Here is a 16,577-nt window from a genome sequence, read left to right as displayed (position 1 = left end):
ATTCAGTTCGTCAGAAGAGCGCTGTTATTTATTTTCCGATTAAAACAACTGCGCCATCCGGTTGTAATGTCAATTTGATGGTCTTTGTTTTGGAAAGTCGAATTTGTTTCTGTTTTGATTCCCGGGCGATGTTATCGTCGATAAGCTGTACCGCATCCGTACTCAACATGGGCAAATTCACCGATACTGTCTTTTCTTTGCCCTCGGCATTTATACCCGCTATATACCATGTATCACTCTTTCTCCGGGCAAGTATGACATATTTACCTGGATAACCATCAATAAAAATTGTTTCATCCCAGGTTGTAGGTACCTGTTTCATAAAATCAATCACATGGGCTGGCATTTCCTGTAAATTATTGGGTGTTAATCCAAAATTTTGCACTGGAGTCTGAAATAAAATCGCGGTTGCCAATTGAAATGTTTCTGTCGTTTTGCGAATAGTACCACCGTTATTCTCACGGTTATGACGTTTGTTCAGCAAAACCGGACCAAAATCCATTGCCGCCACGGCATTGCGAATAAATGGGTGTAAAGTCGCATTAAAGGCCTCTGTATCATTTGCATGTTGTGTGAAAATCAAGTTTTCGGAGGCCAATACAGCTTCGCTACCCACGAAATTCGGATACATACGCTCCCAACCCCGCGGTAAAGTACATCCATGAAATATAACTGTTAATCCATAATCATTTGCATCCGAAAGAATATCTTCGTAAAGCTTAAGTGTTTCCTGTTTATCACCTCCAAAAAAATCAACTTTGATTCCTTTAATGCCCACACGCTGCATCCATTGCATCTCGGCTTTACGTGCGATCGAAGTATTCATTTTATTTTTTGGGGTTTGCGGTGCGTCGTTCCAGAATCCGTTCGAATTATACCACAGGCAAATACCTACGCCCCGCTCCTTTCCATAAGCCACCAATTGTTCAATTTTTTCATGGCCGATCTTAGTATCCCACCAATTGTCGATCAATACAAATTCATACCCCATTGAAGCTGACAGATCAATAAACTTCTTTTGGTCTTCAAAATTAATACTACCATCCTGCCATTCCAGCCAACTCCACGTTGCCCGTCCGAATTCGTATTCCTTCGACGCCGGATATTGCGGCTCAACAACATCGAAAGGAATGGTCGTCTCCACAATGGGTTTTAGATTGCTCCCGATAGTCAGTGTACGCCAAGGTGTATAACCGGGTAATGAAATTGTGGGAGCTGCACGTCCAATGCCATTGTTCTCCCCTTCTTCCGGGAAAGCAATACTATAAAGACCGTCCTTGGTGCCTTCGCTTAACTTGGATGCACAATAAGCACTTGATACACCCGTTTCCGAAATAAGTACCCATCCACGATCCCCAACATGAAAGAGCGCAGGAAAAGTATATCCAACACCATACTTCGAAGGTACCCCTAAGGCCTGATCTGCCTGATACTCCTCTTCATAACTTGGTTTTGTTTTCATCCAGCCTATCATCGGGGAAGCTTGGGCTGTTAAAAATGTTGTTGTAATAAGTGGAAATTTAAAGCCACTCTCCTCCTTTATTAATGCAAAGTTGGCCGGCTCGCCTACCTGAGGCACATAATATCGGAAGGCAATATTGTTGTTGCTAACACGGAAAGTAACCTCAATCTGTTGCTTTGAAGCATTCTCCAACAAATAACGCAATTCATTCGCTTTATACGCTACCTGACTGCGTTTGATTTTTGATTCGTTATAATTAGTCGAAATTTCAGCTCTTTTTTCTGCTATTGGATGTAAATTATCACTTAAATTTATCGTCTTGCTTTGTAGCCCAAGCGGAGAAGCTTCCAACATCGTTTTCCCTTCCAGTTCAACCTTATAAAATAGATTGCCGTTTTTTATATCCAACTTAACGATCAAAGTTCCATCAGGACTAGATACCGATGTCTGCTGTGCTACAGCAATTGTGCCCAATAAAGACACGATACATACTAAAACATAAGGTTTTAATGGTAAACGTCTAAAATAGCGCGTATAATTGTGATTTAACATAGATTAACTCAAATAGTAGGTTAGTTATGCTGTTAAAGATAAGGTTTTATTTTAATAAATGTATAAAAAACACTTATCATACAATACGTCACTTATCCAGCACTTGATGCCACTATCTAAGGAATTATGACCTTCTTGTTAGGGAGCCTGCCCTCCCGCCTTTTCTTGCCTTATGGAAAGATATAGAAAACAAAAATGTGTTATAATTGTAAAGAAGTAGTGACATTTATTTTTACGATTTTAATACGCATTAAACTATGAATCTAATTATGAACATGATAGCAATTGCAAGTATAGCAACTGCTTCCTTAGCTCCATTGTCAGCTAAATCACGATTATTGCTCGAGCAAAAGAACCAAAACATTGCACTGATATTAAAAAAACAGGCCTTAAAACGTAATTATGTGGGAACCGACTCGCTATTACAATACTTTAATCAAACAACTGCAGAACTTGAAAAGCAGGTTGCGGGGTTAAGCGAAGCGCAGCTCCAATTTAAACCAGCGCCTGACAAATGGTCTATCAGTCAATGCCTTGAACATATCATTCGTTCAGAACGAATGATATTTGACATGGCAAAAAAAGGTCTGGATCAAGATCCACAACCTGAAAGGCGGAAAGAGATCAAGATGACCGACGACAATCTCAAGAATGCACTCACAGACAGGAGTCACAAATATCAGGCCCCCAAGGAACTCCAACCAGAGGGCATTTATAAAAATGTGAAAACGGCACTCGCTGATTTCAATGCCGCGCGTCAGCCAGTACTTGATTATATCAAAAAAGCTGATGCGGAAGATCTTAGAAATCATGTCAGCGACTCCCCAACCGGTCCAATTGATGGTTACCAAGCCCTGATGTTTATTGCTGCACATTGTGCACGTCATACCAAACAGATCGCTGAAATAAAAGCCGATCCCAATTTTCCAAAACAATAGAAAGATGAAAAAATTGACCTATCAAATTAAGATTGATGCTCCTGTGTCGCGAGTTTTTAAAACAATGCTCGATAAAGAAACGTACAAACAATGGACCAGTGCGTTCAATCCGAGTTCTGATTTCGAAGGCGTTTGGGAAAAGGGACAAAGAATTCATTTTACCGGCGTCAATGAAAATGGTGAAAAAGGCGGAATGGTAGCAGAGATTGCTGAATATATTCCAAATTCATATGTATCTATTCGCCACCTTGGCATCTTAGATAAGGGCCAGGAAATTTTATCCGGACCGGCCGTCGAAGATTGGGCAGGAGCATTAGAAAACTATTCATTTACAGCAATCGATGGATATACTGAATTGAAAGTAGATGTCGATACAAACGACGAATACATCGATTACTTTAATGAGGCTTGGCCAGATGCTTTGCAACTGCTAAAGGAAATTAGTGAAACGGAATAAGTAAAATACCCCTAGGTATTGAATAGCTTTGCGATATCAATACACAGGTCAGCAGCTTGTCGGTTAAATACAAAAACGGCATCTAGATTTAGATGCCGTTTTTGTATTTAACGGATGCCTTCTTTTGCTCGTTTACTGTTGTTTTTTAACCCTAATATCGAATATATTATAATACTTTAAGGTACTATAGTCCTTCAGACTCATGAAGTCATAAGTAAGTGGATAATTAAAGATATTTTCAGTCTGGCTCACATAAAGGAGCATATCGCGGAGTGCTGTCCCAATAGCCTGGGCTCCTTTTGGATACTGAATAAAACTGTTCTTCCCGCCACCACGATAGTAGATCAGCAAATTACTGCAATCGAGGACTTTGGTATCTATATCATCCAGTGCTTGCTTTTCCAATATTTTGTCTATCGCTGTATTGAGTCTTGCCCGTGTTGAATCAGTTTCTCCCATCAGAATCATATGAGTACCATAAGTCACCGAAGCAAGCACATAAGGAGAATAGCCGGCTTTAGTTAAAACCGCAACCTCCGATTCGGGGTAGGCGTCAAAATATTCCGTGTGATCAATATAAATTGTAAGCTTATTGACATTGCCTATCCGAAGCATACTATTGGGTTTACTGATCGTCGTCGAGTCGGCATGTCTCACAAGGGATAAGGCCTTCTTTACATCCTTCGAATTACCAAGAAATCCCTGTATTTCGGCGTAATCTTCAAAAGTGCTAGAGGAGAAATTTATGCTGCTCGCCTGTTTCGATTTTTCGAACTTATTGGCATAAGCAAGGCCATTCGCATAGCTTGGTTCAAAGAACCCCATATCTACGGAGAAATCGTTGTAAGACAAAAAATGGAATTTAACTTTTTTTGCTTTTGTTTCCAGGCTTTCTAGTCGCGGACCATCAAGGGTATCTTTGAGGCTCCAAAGTCCACCCAGAAAAACCTTTTCATCAATATAGTCATCGGCGAACAGTTTATTCATCTGAAACTCTACTTTTCGAATTTCGTACTTATCTGTAGGGACGGTTGGTTTATTTTTGGTGGTATCCGTGGGGACCACTTCTGGGGGCTCTATCGTTGGCTCGATGGGATCTTTTGTACAACTTAGCCATATCAGTGAGCTAAGAAGAAGTAAAAAATTTCTAGTGTGCATATTGAAGTTCTTCGGTTTCAAATTCTGTTATCATTAAAAACAGGGATCACGTGTGCTTTTTTATCTGATAAATTAAATATAATAATCGAAGGTAACATTTTTTTTCATCAGTCCAAAACAAAAAAAGCGGGGATTTTCACCCCGCTTAGAATTAATCTTTTGTAACACCGTGAAAATGCAGAAGCCTCTCAGCTGGTTGAAATCAAGAGCGAGCGACTGCATTAAACACCCCAAAAAGCTCTACACGCTCTAAAGAACGATCCACAACCACCACTCGTATAGGTGTCTGAAGTATGTGTACCGACCAATTGTGCCGTATCATAGTCATAAAAACTCAATACAAAAACACAATGCGTTAATTGGCCCTTACTTTCTTTGACCTCTTCGGTGACCTTCGCGAGGGTGTTCGTTTTAGGAAGGCGGTAAGTCGTCGTTTTAACATTGACATTTTCTTTTGGAGCCTTTTCTGTTGTCTTTGCAGAAGCCACTGTAGATAGCAGCGCAACCGCCATCAAACTCATCATTAATTTTTTCATTGTTTCTATTTTTTTGTTAAACTATGACATGCTTTTGAAGCAGGCCATTATTTTATGGAAGTAAAAATAGAAACGTCTTTAACTAATTTTACGGTGATTTATTATTTGCTATAGCCCCTTCATTATTCGTGGTTGATAGTCTATTATTTGCAATACGACTGTTTGTACTGTATAGGTTAATCATTACAGCGAGTCTTATTTTTATACATTGTATGTCTCCAGCATTATTTGTATTTTTAGGGGTCTGATTCAAAATAAACTACAGTTCAGCGGCCCAATTATTACAGCATCGGACAAATTCGTTAACAATGCCCAAATATACTAGCGCAAATGGGGTTAAAAAATTAGAATAGCGAACCGTAAATATTGCTTTTTATAAGAAAATGGAAAATAATAGAGAAAGCAGAAAGATAAGGTACAAAAAAAGAAAACAAAGCGATAAAGGCTCTCGCGGCTTACACATCATTTGGCGCATTACTATACTCGCCTATATCGTTATCCTACTCTATTTTCTATTTACCTGTGGTGGTAATGGCGCTAATTGGTTTCCCGGAAAACCTATCTATACAAGATAAATACCACGAATAAATTATAGAATAGCTTCTTATAAGACTAGGTCCATAAACTTCGAACCGGCCCCGGTGTAAATTTTTATCCAAATAAACCAATAATGCTTTATTATTATCAAATTTATCATATGCCTTGGATGTGAGATATATTTTTGTTCATAAAAAAAGGAGACTACTATTGACTAGTGTCTCCTTAAGTGCCCAGGAGCAGATTCGAACTGCCACGCCCATGCGAGCGCCACCCCCTCAAGATGGTGCGTCTACCAATTTCGCCACCTGGGCTCATATTCACCTTTGGTATCACAAAAATAAAGATTTTTCGCTCTTTTACAAGTCGAAAATCGCTTTTTACAGCATTATTTTACTAAATTCCTATTGATCAAGGTTCTAATTACACCGTCGACAAGTCCAACCCGTGGAACAATGATTTGTTTTAGGCGGCCGTGCTTCATAATCGTCAGGAAAATCTCACTTGCTGGTATAATTACATCCGCACGATCTTCGTTCAAACCCAATAAAATAATACGCTCTTTCAAAGAAAAGGAAGATAAATGCTCATATACCGCTTTCAATTTGGCATAAGATAATGGTTTATCCAATTTTTCATTGGAAAGACGCGCAAGCTTATTAATATTTCCGCCAGTACCGATCCCAACCACTTGCTTATACATGTGCGTATTGCTTCGCACCCATTCTTTCAATTCATCCCAGGTTTCTGTCTTATCCTGATTGTCCAAAATACGGATCGTCCCTAAGTTGAAAGATCTAGAGTTTACCAAGACACCATTGGCGAATAACGATAATTCAGTACTACCACCACCAACATCAATGTAAAGATAAACTTTATCTTTCTCCATCTTATTATCCCAATGACTATTATAAATAATCTCAGCCTCTTTTGCCCCTTCGATAATATCGATGTTTATACCATTTTTCTTGACTTCCGCAACAATGTCGGCCCCATTTCGTGCATCACGCATGGCCGACGTCGCACAGGCCATATAATCCTCCACGTGATACACATCCATCAACTCCCGAAAAGCCTTCATCGTTTTGATCAAACTCTCGGCTTTCCTTGGTGAAATTTCCTGATGAATAAACGCATCATCTCCCAAACGGAGTGGAACACGTAACAGTGTATTTTTCTTAAAATTATATTGATCTTTCTGTCCTATAATGTCAGCTATCAAAAGACGGACTGCATTGGAGCCTATATCTATTGCGGCGTATCTCACTTTATATACGATTTCATTAAATTACGCTAAAATAAACACAGTTATTAAAAACTATGTTATACAAATGTTAAGTTATCATTAATTTAACAAATAACAAACGATTATTACAAGGAATTCTTGCGCATAAAACACCTGATATAGTCTTATAACAACTAAAATTCCGGTTTGATCAAAAATATGACCTCATTTCCCGATAAATTCATCTCGCTGACAATCAACCGACTCAGGATACAGGTAGCACATCCTATCGAAATGAAGTACCTGGTTCAATTCCATACAGAAAATCCATTATTGCCAGCAAAAAACTCATAAAAAAAGGAATATTCATTTTAATGAATACTCCTTTCCTTCTATTTACCTTATTTCTTAGTGATGGTGTTCTTCAACTTTACCACCAGCTAACTTATAGATCTCTTCCACTTTTTTCAAAGACTCTTCTGAAAGGTGGATAACGTCTTTGTTTGTATTGTGTTCTTCATGAGACAATCTTGTATTGATCTCACCTTGTTTTTCAACCACTAGTGCTAAAAATGCTTTATCGTTGAATGCCGCTGTACTGTCCGAACCAATTGAAGCCGGAACTTGAAATGCAGGTACACCACGTTGCGCATCGCCAACATGCAATTCTTTTGCTAAATTGTCTAATTCTGGCAACACTGTTGCGTAAGCTTCTTTAATCTTTGCAGCTACATTTTTCACCTCTGCTGAGGTAGATTGTTTTGCAGCTACATCGGCAAGATTTACCAAATAGTTTCCATTTTCGCCAACGAATTTAATCATTGCAAAGGCATCACCATCCGCTAAGGATGCATTAGAGTATTGACGCTGTCTATCTGCAGCTGTTTGACCACAAGATGCAAATAATGTACCCGCACAAGCCGCAACAATAAATAACTTATTAATCTTCATATCAATTTTGTTAACTATACAAAAGTAGATAAAATATATGTTCTCCGAAACCCTATCCGTGAAAAGAAAGAAAAATTACGCAACATTTCTTCCGGCATTCACCACGCCAAAGATTGTACGCGCTATTAACTTCGAATAATCTTCACGTTGTGCATCAGTCAGCTGATCCGAATTCAATGCACGAATCGCAAAATGCTGTATAACCAATAACGGTAATACAATTCCCTCGCGCGCTAAAATAGACTCACGATCCACAGGATAGTTCTCCATCAATTTTGAGGTTCCGCTCAATTTTAACAAATATTCTTTTGTTATCTGGTACTCGGCATATAAAGTTTTCCAAAAATCACCATAAATAGGATCATCTTTCATATATGCTGTAATATCAAAGTTTGACTTTGTCATCGACATCATACAGTTGTCGATCAATGTCTGGAAAAATCCCGATGAAACATATAATTGCTGTACGTCCTTCCAGAGGTTATTTTTTTCAGCCCATTGCAATGCTGTTCCGACACCATAAAATCCGGGAATATTTTGCTTCAACTGGCTCCATGAAGTTACAAAACTAATCGCCCGCAAATCTTCCAGTCGCAATTCACGGCCTGAGTTACGTTTTACAGGTCTACTTGAAATATTGATCGAGGATAACGCTTTCAATGGCGACATCGTCTCCAAATATGGTAAAAACAATTCATTCGTGCGTAGATCCATAAACTTATGGTGACTCAACTCAGCTAGCTTATCAATGATCTCCTGTTGATGTTTGGTTAAAGTATCGCCCACACGTTGTTTTAAATCTGAAATAATGCCGGCATGCAAAAGTTGCTCAATATTAAACCGCGCTGTATCTAAAGATCCGTACTGGCTACTGATTGTTTGTCCCTGAATCGTCAATTGAATATGATCGTTGGCAATCTCCTTACCCATAGATGCATAAAAACGTTGCGTTTTACCACCACCACGTGCTGGAGGCCCACCGCGACCATCAAAAAATACCAAATCAACATCGTATTCGCGTGATATCGCCGTAAGTTCGATTTTTGCACGATAGATCGACCAGTTCGCCATCAGATATCCACCGTCTTTGGTACTATCAGAATAACCCAACATAATCGTCTGTTTGTTTCCTCTTCGTTTCAAATGTGCCTTGTACTCCTTATTACTGTACAAGGTTTTCATCACGTCCGCTGCTCTCGTCAAGTCATCAACGGTCTCAAACAAGGGCACAAAATCGATCGTTAAAGCATCCTTCTTCCATCCAGACCATAAAAATAATTGACGCAGTCCCAAAATATCACTTGCTTGCTGGCAATTACTGATGATAAAGCGTTGTGCAGCTCGCTCAGAACCGGAACGTTGAATCTCCTTTAATAATTTTATCACGCCCGAAGTATCTTTCGTTAACGGATCCGCATCCTCTCCCACCGTTAAGTCAAGTTCTTTGAATTTTAATGCTTTTTGCTTATCACTTTCACTAAGCTCCAGATAATCCAATGGCATTCCAGTCTTTTCCTGGTTGTGCTGAATCAGATAATTGGTAGCCTCACGTAATATGCGGCTGTCTTGTCTGATATCCAATGTGGTAAAGAAACAACCAAAAGTCATCACTTTACGGAGTAGATCATCAACGATCTCTACAAAAAGCCCGTTGTGATATTCCTCCAAAACATTTTTGATTGCTTTTAGATTCGTGATGATATTATCGGTTTCGTCAGCAGGATGTTCGACCGGGTTAAAACTATTTTCGTAGAACAATGTCTGCAGATTTTCCATATACTCCTCCACACCTCTAAATGTGATGCGTCGTCTAACGATACGGAAATCTCTATAGTAACATCTAAATAAGATAGTACGTAGCAATGCGGCAACTTTCTTGGTGCTATCAACACTTACGTTAGGATTCCCGTCTCGGTCACCCCCCGGCCAAAAACCAAGCTCAATCAATTGTTTTACCTCTTCGGTATCGACATCCAATTCATCATCAATGAACGACTGAATCTCCGATGCCACTTTATAAAACACGTTTTCCAAAAACCAAGCTAAGCTCGCTGCCTCATCAACTGGAGTCGGTTTATTTTTATTGATGAAAGGCGTTTTCCCCAATTGCTGTAACAGCAGGTGAATACTATGAATATCGTTGGTCTTGATTGCATCGATCAGGTCGTTGATAATACCCAATACCGGTCCCGGATAAAATTGAGTAGGATGTGCAGTCAATACAAGACGTACAGAAAAATCCTTCAATTTTGACACAATCTTACGGCGCATATCTTCGCTACCTTCGGCGTTTTTAATTAATGCCCCTAAGACATTTTCATCATCGCCACGACCCACCATCTGAAATGACGAGTCTTCGATCGCATCAAATAAAACAACCTGACGCTCTATATATTGAACAAATCGAAATAACAAATCAATACGTTGCTCTTCCGAAGAAAATTCCTCATGCTGATCGAAGAAACTCTTTATGATCTCATCAGGAGTTAAATGCTGATCCACACCCTTTTCACATTGCTTTGCAAAAAATGGTAATAAAGTACCGGTATCTTTAACACGTTGAAATGGCAATGTTAAAAACAAACTTTTGAAAAGCTCAAAGCGTGTCAATACCTCGTCCTGAAAGACGGCTTCATTTTTACTTTGCTTCATATTTAAATCTTTGAAAGTGGTCAAGAGAGTTTAGGTGACTCTTGAATTTTGTAATGTCTCTGAAATTACCCTATGGCTCCAAATATAACAATATTATAGCTAAACAAATAAAAAAATATAAATTAATCAAAAAAACAATTAAAATTTTAAAAACATACTAACAAATTTTAGTAATTTTTCATTTTTAACACATTAACATAGTACAATATGGAAACGACCAGTGTCGATCCCTTAGTTCATAAATCCCGGCTACAAAATGAACCTTTCTTGGTCAGACAGAAACCAACCAGCTATATCGCTATCATCCGTACAAAAAAGAGCAAACATAGCAGAACAATTGTTTTTAATATGAAAAGCAATTTATCTAAGTTTGTACTATACACATTATGAAACAGACACAAGAAATAAAAAGTTTTTTCTATAGCCAATATTTTGCAGATGGACTCCGAATTACCATCGGATGTATCGTGCCTGTCCTGATCTTTGCAACCATCGGGCAATTTACCAATGGAACCATTGTCTCTCTGGGAGCGCTTTTAGTAGGCTTATCGGATACCCCCGGTGCCCCTAGCCATAGAAGGAAAGGAATGATTGCGGGTGCGATATTAACTACTTTAACTTTTATTTTAACCAATATAGTCAATCAAAATGTATATCTATTAGCAATTTTTATCGGCGTAGCCTGCTTTATATTTGCCATGTTTGCGGTTTTCAATGGAAGAGCCGCCAACGTAGGTCTCATGTGCATCCTGATGATGTTGATCCATGTGCAGATTCACTACCCTCTTGCAGAGGCCATCAACTATTTAGGTTTCTATACTTTAGGTGGTTTATGGTATATCGCCATTAGTCTTTCCATCACCCAAGCACGTCCTTACAGGCTGGCCGAACAGGAACTATCAGAAACAATTCGCTATGTTGCTGATTACATCCGGCTAAAAGCTAATTTTTACGATGCTAAAATTGATAATGATAAAAACTACCTCAAACTGATCGACAAACAAGTTGAAGTCAATCAGCATCAGGAAAACCTACGGGATGTATTGTTTCAAAGTAAACGATCGATAAAAGACACCACAAAGGTAGGACGTTATTTAACCCTCGTTTTCAACGATATCGTCGATCTCTTTGAGCAAAGTATGGCGGCGCACTATGATTACAATACCATCAGCGAACGCTTTGGACCTACAGGAATCTTGGAAGATTTCAAAAATGTGATTTTAAAATATACCAATGAGCTTGACAATTTAGCCTATCAGCTTAATACAAATACACAGCCAAAACCACTGTATGATTTCGACTCGGATCTCAGTCGTCTTCACACTAAAATCGATCAACTGGATAAAAATCAACAATATAGTACATTTGCTTTACGCAAGGTGTTGATTAATTTGCGTGACCTGGTTCGCCGGATTAAAAATATCTATGGTTACTCGCATCTACAACCTGACGATGTCAAACGAAAAGAAATTGATGACGCAAAACGCTTTGTTCAAAGCTCTGCAATTGATTTTAAAAAGTTCCGCGAAAATCTTACCCTAAAATCCACCATCTTTCGACATGCCTGCCGTATGGCGATTGTCATGTCGGTCACCTATTACGTGTTTGAGGTCACCAATATCACCAATAATGTATATTGGATCCTCCTCACCATCATGGTTATCCTAAAACCTGGCTTCGGACTCACAAAGGAGAGAAATATCCAGCGTCTCATCGGCACAACGATAGGTGGCCTCATCGGAGCCCTCATCCTGTTAACCATCCATGACCCAACTATACTATTTGTTCTCTTGGTATTCTTTTTTCTGACGGCATATAGTTTATTCCGCGTCAACTATGTTATTGCCGTACTTTTTATGACACCCTATGTATTAATAATGCTGAGCTTCGTCAGCGCCAATACCCTGGACGTCACGAAGGAACGCATATTGGACACCTTTATCGGAGGCATGATTGCATTCTTATCCAGTTATATTATTTTCCCAAACTGGGAAAGCATGCAAGTCAAAGAGTCCATGCGAAAGCTACTCATTGCCAACTACAATTACATCTTTCAGGCATTGAAAGAAATTGCAGGCCAAGCGCCTTCCATCACGGATTACAAACTAACCCGCAAGGCAGTCTACGTCGAAACGGCCAATATGGGTTCGACGTTCCAGCGCATGCTTACCGAACCCAAGAAACGTCAAAAATATAGTAAGGAAGTCAATAAATTCGTCATATTCAACCATATTTTAGCTTCTTTTTCGGTGACATTAATGAACCATCTCGACGAAATGGACAATAATTATATCAATAAGGACCATGTCCGGACGATCCGAAAAATATTAAGCTCCTTGGAGCAGTCCATTCAACTGCTACATTCTGACGATAGCGTCAATGCATTTATTCCTTTGGCGATCGAAATTCCCAACGACCAATTTGATAATACAGATGTCAGTTCGGTTGATGGGCAGCTATTGACCGAACAGCTGGACTTTCTCAATAAAATTGCGCAGGACCTGCATAAAATAGTTCAGGACCTTCATGCTAAAAGCACAGCAATGTCAGAAATTGAACTGTCTAAAGCTTTAAGCTGATTTATTCTTTAAAATTCTCGACATTTATACCATGAGCGATACGATAACACGGTACGACCTGATTATAGTTGGCGGCGGGCCAATTGGCTTAGCTTGCGCCTTAGAAGCCAAAGAAGCAAATTTAAGCTATCTTATTCTTGAAAAAGGCTGTTTAGTCAACTCACTGTATAATTACCCCCAAAATATGACCTTCTTCTCTTCTTCCGAAAGATTAGAAATAGGTGATATTCCCTTTGTCACAACCAACCCCAAGCCAAAACGCATGGAGGCTTTGGAATATTACCGACGTATACAGCAAAAGTTCGCACTGAATACCCATCTTTTTGAAGAAGTACTGGAAATTAAGAAAGAGGATACGGAGTTCCTGGTCAGTAGCAACAAAAGCATGTACCTGACCAAAAAAGTCATCATCGCCACAGGTTTTTATGACATACCGATGTTGCTCAATATCCCGGGCGAAGAACTTCCCAAAGTTAGGCATTACTACGATGATCCACATTATTATAGCAGCCAGAAGGTGATCGTTGTCGGCGCCAGTAATTCATCCATTGATGCAGCGCTTGAAACCTACCGAAAAGGAGCGCAAGTTTCTTTGGTGATCCGTGGTAGCGAAATCAGCCGTCGGGTAAAATATTGGGTTAAACCTGATATTGAAAATCGAATTGCTGCTGGTGAAATCGATGTGTATTATAATAGCCACTTAACAGAAGTTACTCCAACTACTGCACATATCCAAACACCAAACGGTATCGTCGAACTCGATAATGATTTTGTACTGGCTTTAACCGGCTATCGCCCGAATTTTGATTTTTTGAAAAAGATCGGAATTGATATTCCCCAAGAGGCACCTTGCATTCCTAGCCATAATGAAGAAACAATGGAAACAAATATAGCCGGGATTTATTTGGCAGGCGTCGTTTGTGGTGGCTTAAATACCCACCTTTGGTTTATTGAAAATTCACGAATTCATGCCAAACAGATTATCGAACATGTTCGCTCAACACTTATTTAACGACTTGAAAACGTAAACCATTTAAGAAGATTTTCATCATTTTCTTCTGTAAACTGAGAATATGATCGAATTCTTCTTTTGTTGGGAACAACATGTTTTTCATATCCTTTAATATGCCCATACGCATACCGAATAGTGAATACAGAAGAATCCGCGCAGTTTCATTGATATCTTCAACCTGTATCTCCCCAGCATCGATACCAATATTGAGAATCTTCTCAATAATTTCTACTTCACGTAGATAAGATTCTTTGAACACCTGCTCCAACTCATCCGGAAGCTCTTTCACCATCTTCATGGTGTATTCAAATAAATTATAATATTGATTGATAATCTTGACCCGCATATCAATAGAATACATCATGATCTCCTCAAAGTCGCCTCCCTGCGCAATGACATCCTCGATATCCTCGATCATTTTATCAATAACGTATTCGAAAACTGCAGAATATAAGCTATTCTTATCGGGAAAATAATAATACAGCAATGCTTTTGAGAAATTGAGATCTTTGGCTATTTCCGACATCGTTGTCTTAGCCATTCCAAAATGTGCAAAGCGCCTCGTCGCAGCTTCTAGAATTTTGATTCTTTTTACATCTGCATTACCCATTAAACTTATATTTTTTATCGTTAAATAAACGGTTTATACTATCTTTACCGATTATCATGCTAAAGATAGCTGATTTTTTTGAATTTCTGAAAACTAAAGTCAATATGAAATTAAACATTCAATCGAATATATCTTTAAAAGCTTTCAATACGTTTGGAATCGAAGAAAAGACAAATTTTCTAATCGAAGTGAATGACAATGAAACATTGACCGAAATTTTTAAAAATGATATTTTTAAAGAGAACTTTTTTGTTCTTGGAGCTGGTAGCAATGTCCTTTTCACCAAAGCATTCGAAGGATATATTATTCGAATGAACAGCAAGGGTATACAAGCAAAGTTAGATGGCGACGATGTCTATGTCACAGCGCAAGCTGGAGAGATCTGGAATGACTTCGTTTGGTACTGTATCGAACATAATTACGCTGGCATTGAAAACATGGCCCTGATTCCCGGCACTGTCGGGGCTTCACCCGTGCAAAACATCGGTGCCTATGGTGCGGAGTTAATGTATGTCTTTCACGAATGTCAGGCTTTCGATACGCATACCGGCAACTTTGCCACATTCAAAAAAGAAGATTGCAATTTCTCCTACCGTGACAGCATCTTTAAAACAGCTCATAAAGGACGGTTTATCATTACCCAGGTAACCTATAAGCTTAGCCGAACAGCTCATATCAATACAACTTATGGTGCAATAGAAGCCGAACTCGCTAAAGAAAATATAACGAACCCAAGTATTGCCGATATCGCAACCATTGTCTCCAAAATCCGTGTAGAAAAGCTCCCTGACCCAAGTACAGTGGGAAATGCCGGAAGTTTCTTTAAGAACCCCGTAGTTACAGCATCGACTTTTGAGCCTCTTCAGAAAGAATACCCCACAATACCGCATTATCCAATGCCTAATAATGAAACAAAATTGGCTGCTGGATGGTTAATAGAACAATGCGGTTGGAAAGGAAAAGAATATGGACAAGCAGGTGTATGGAAAAATCAGGCACTTGTACTAATAAATAGACAAAACGCTACAGGACAGGAAATTTATAATCTATCGGAACAAATCATAAGTGATGTAGCCAACAAATTTGGCATTAAGCTGGAGCGTGAAGTTAATTTACTGTAAAGATTTAAAAAAAGTAAAAATATTTTTTTTAAATCTGAAAGTGAAAGAAAAACAGGCTTCACTTTAGTAAAACATCACTTTGAGCTAATTTTATTTACTTAAAGTTAGCCTGCGCAAACGTTTGCTCTGCTTAAAATAATCTTAAAATTATATTAACAAATCTAATTTTGCTATTTTTGGCGCATTATTTGCCTCATACTTAATGAACCGCATTTTATAAACGTACTGTTTTGTAAAAAGAACAGTTATAATTCATTAAGCTATGACAAAGAATGAATTTGACACCATGGTTATTGAGCAATCGGACTCATTAAAACTCTACGCCAGAAATTTTACCAGTGATTACGAAGATGCCAACGATCTCGTTCAGGACACTATCCTGAAAGCTGTGACCTATTTTAAAAATTTCAAAGAAGGAACCAATTTGAAAGGATGGCTTTACACCATCATGAAAAATACGTTTATTAATAACTATAGACGTATTGTGAAAACCAATTCTTTCATTACGAAAGACGAGGATATTTCTAACTCTAACCTCCTATTATCCGCCTCCTCAAATCAGGGCGAAAGCAAATTTGTAATGGAAGACATCCATGAAGCTTTATCTAGTCTTTCCGAAGAATACTACATCCCATTTTCACTGTACTTTGAAGGGTTTAAATACCACGAGATATCTGAACATTTAAATATCCCTATCGGAACGGTAAAAACAAGAATACATGTCGCTAGAAAATTAATGAAAAGATCACTATCGGCATATAAAGTAGCCTAGTTTTTCTATCTTCGC

The 16,577-nt window shown here is 38.7% G+C and carries 13 protein-coding genes and 1 tRNA gene; 6 read left to right on the top strand and 8 right to left on the bottom strand.

Features of this window, described 5'->3' with window-relative positions; translation table 11 throughout:
- Positions 1-28: 28 nt before the first annotated feature.
- Complete coding sequence (locus tag K2F45_RS08435) at positions 29-2,014, bottom strand: glycoside hydrolase family 97 protein (protein WP_083663546.1); 1,986 nt, start codon at positions 2,012-2,014, stop codon at positions 29-31.
- A gap of 269 nt (positions 2,015-2,283) precedes the next feature.
- Here K2F45_RS08435 and K2F45_RS08430 point away from each other — a divergent pair, with 269 nt between their 5' ends.
- Both K2F45_RS08430 and K2F45_RS08425 read left to right on the top strand, forming a co-directional pair.
- Entirely contained in the window at positions 2,284-2,952 is a 669-nt protein-coding gene (locus K2F45_RS08430; RefSeq protein ID WP_075994696.1) for a DinB family protein, read from the top strand.
- A 4-nt stretch (positions 2,953-2,956) separates the two neighbouring features.
- The gene (locus K2F45_RS08425) at positions 2,957-3,409 is read left to right on the top strand and encodes an SRPBCC family protein (protein ID WP_075991758.1); all 453 of its coding nucleotides are present in this window, start codon (positions 2,957-2,959) and stop codon (positions 3,407-3,409) included.
- 132 nt (positions 3,410-3,541) lie between these two features.
- Here K2F45_RS08425 and K2F45_RS08420 read toward each other — a convergent pair whose 3' ends face one another.
- From K2F45_RS08420 to K2F45_RS08395, 6 genes are all read right to left on the bottom strand, one after another.
- Positions 3,542-4,567 (bottom strand): hypothetical protein, encoded by a 1,026-nt coding sequence (locus K2F45_RS08420; RefSeq protein ID WP_075991757.1) that lies wholly within the window; start codon positions 4,565-4,567, stop codon positions 3,542-3,544.
- A 221-nt stretch (positions 4,568-4,788) separates the two neighbouring features.
- A complete protein-coding gene (locus K2F45_RS08415; RefSeq protein WP_157698410.1) occupies positions 4,789-5,103 on the bottom strand; it encodes a hypothetical protein in 315 nt (104 codons plus the stop codon).
- Positions 5,104-5,870: 767 nt separating this feature from the next.
- Positions 5,871-5,954 (bottom strand) — tRNA-Leu (locus K2F45_RS08410).
- Positions 5,955-6,028: 74 nt separating this feature from the next.
- The gene (locus tag K2F45_RS08405) at positions 6,029-6,907 is read right to left on the bottom strand and encodes a Ppx/GppA phosphatase family protein (protein WP_075991755.1); all 879 of its coding nucleotides are present in this window, start codon (positions 6,905-6,907) and stop codon (positions 6,029-6,031) included.
- Between the two features lie 366 nt (positions 6,908-7,273).
- A complete protein-coding gene (locus K2F45_RS08400; protein ID WP_070570475.1) occupies positions 7,274-7,816 on the bottom strand; it encodes a hypothetical protein in 543 nt (180 codons plus the stop codon).
- Positions 7,817-7,891: 75 nt separating this feature from the next.
- The gene (locus K2F45_RS08395; protein ID WP_075991754.1) at positions 7,892-10,468 is read right to left on the bottom strand and encodes a phosphoenolpyruvate carboxylase; all 2,577 of its coding nucleotides are present in this window, start codon (positions 10,466-10,468) and stop codon (positions 7,892-7,894) included.
- A gap of 386 nt (positions 10,469-10,854) precedes the next feature.
- Here K2F45_RS08395 and K2F45_RS08390 point away from each other — a divergent pair, with 386 nt between their 5' ends.
- Both K2F45_RS08390 and K2F45_RS08385 read left to right on the top strand, forming a co-directional pair.
- Positions 10,855-13,047 carry an FUSC family protein gene (locus K2F45_RS08390; protein WP_248933304.1) on the top strand — a complete coding sequence of 731 codons (2,193 nt, stop codon included), beginning with the start codon at positions 10,855-10,857 and terminating at the stop codon, positions 13,045-13,047.
- 31 nt (positions 13,048-13,078) lie between these two features.
- Positions 13,079-14,059, top strand: a complete 981-nt coding sequence (locus K2F45_RS08385) for a YpdA family putative bacillithiol disulfide reductase (RefSeq protein WP_075991751.1) — start codon at positions 13,079-13,081, stop codon at positions 14,057-14,059.
- Here the strand turns inward: K2F45_RS08385 and K2F45_RS08380 are convergent.
- Positions 14,052-14,669, bottom strand: coding sequence for a TetR/AcrR family transcriptional regulator (locus K2F45_RS08380; protein WP_075991750.1), 618 nt, complete (start codon positions 14,667-14,669; stop codon positions 14,052-14,054). The genes K2F45_RS08385 and K2F45_RS08380 overlap by 8 nt on opposite strands.
- Before the next feature lie 104 nt (positions 14,670-14,773).
- Here K2F45_RS08380 and murB point away from each other — a divergent pair, with 104 nt between their 5' ends.
- A complete protein-coding gene (murB, locus tag K2F45_RS08375) occupies positions 14,774-15,790 on the top strand; it encodes a UDP-N-acetylmuramate dehydrogenase (protein ID WP_088163488.1) in 1,017 nt (338 codons plus the stop codon).
- A gap of 262 nt (positions 15,791-16,052) precedes the next feature.
- A complete protein-coding gene (locus tag K2F45_RS08370; RefSeq protein ID WP_075991748.1) occupies positions 16,053-16,562 on the top strand; it encodes an RNA polymerase sigma factor in 510 nt (169 codons plus the stop codon).
- Positions 16,563-16,577: the final 15 nt, after the last annotated feature.

The sequence above is a fragment of the Sphingobacterium siyangense genome, from assembly GCF_023277505.1.
Taxonomy (GTDB): Bacteria; Bacteroidota; Bacteroidia; order Sphingobacteriales; family Sphingobacteriaceae; genus Sphingobacterium; species Sphingobacterium siyangense.
This window is presented reverse-complemented; position numbering and strand designations above follow the sequence as displayed.

What these genes read in the sequence shown, in the direction of transcription:
- murB (WP_088163488.1), top strand. Translation starts at nt 14,774, where the DNA reads ATGAAATTAAACATTCAATCGAATATATCTTTAAAAGCTTTCAATACG.
- K2F45_RS08430 (WP_075994696.1), top strand. Translation starts at nt 2,284, where the DNA reads ATGAACATGATAGCAATTGCAAGTATAGCAACTGCTTCCTTAGCTCCA.
- K2F45_RS08420 (WP_075991757.1), bottom strand. Translation starts at nt 4,567, where the DNA reads ATGCACACTAGAAATTTTTTACTTCTTCTTAGCTCACTGATATGGCTA.
- K2F45_RS08425 (WP_075991758.1), top strand. Translation starts at nt 2,957, where the DNA reads ATGAAAAAATTGACCTATCAAATTAAGATTGATGCTCCTGTGTCGCGA.
- K2F45_RS08395 (WP_075991754.1), bottom strand. Translation starts at nt 10,468, where the DNA reads ATGAAGCAAAGTAAAAATGAAGCCGTCTTTCAGGACGAGGTATTGACA.
- K2F45_RS08415 (WP_157698410.1), bottom strand. Translation starts at nt 5,103, where the DNA reads ATGAAAAAATTAATGATGAGTTTGATGGCGGTTGCGCTGCTATCTACA.
- K2F45_RS08390 (WP_248933304.1), top strand. Translation starts at nt 10,855, where the DNA reads ATGAAACAGACACAAGAAATAAAAAGTTTTTTCTATAGCCAATATTTT.
- K2F45_RS08400 (WP_070570475.1), bottom strand. Translation starts at nt 7,816, where the DNA reads ATGAAGATTAATAAGTTATTTATTGTTGCGGCTTGTGCGGGTACATTA.
- K2F45_RS08435 (WP_083663546.1), bottom strand. Translation starts at nt 2,014, where the DNA reads ATGTTAAATCACAATTATACGCGCTATTTTAGACGTTTACCATTAAAA.
- K2F45_RS08380 (WP_075991750.1), bottom strand. Translation starts at nt 14,669, where the DNA reads ATGGGTAATGCAGATGTAAAAAGAATCAAAATTCTAGAAGCTGCGACG.
- K2F45_RS08385 (WP_075991751.1), top strand. Translation starts at nt 13,079, where the DNA reads ATGAGCGATACGATAACACGGTACGACCTGATTATAGTTGGCGGCGGG.
- K2F45_RS08370 (WP_075991748.1), top strand. Translation starts at nt 16,053, where the DNA reads ATGACAAAGAATGAATTTGACACCATGGTTATTGAGCAATCGGACTCA.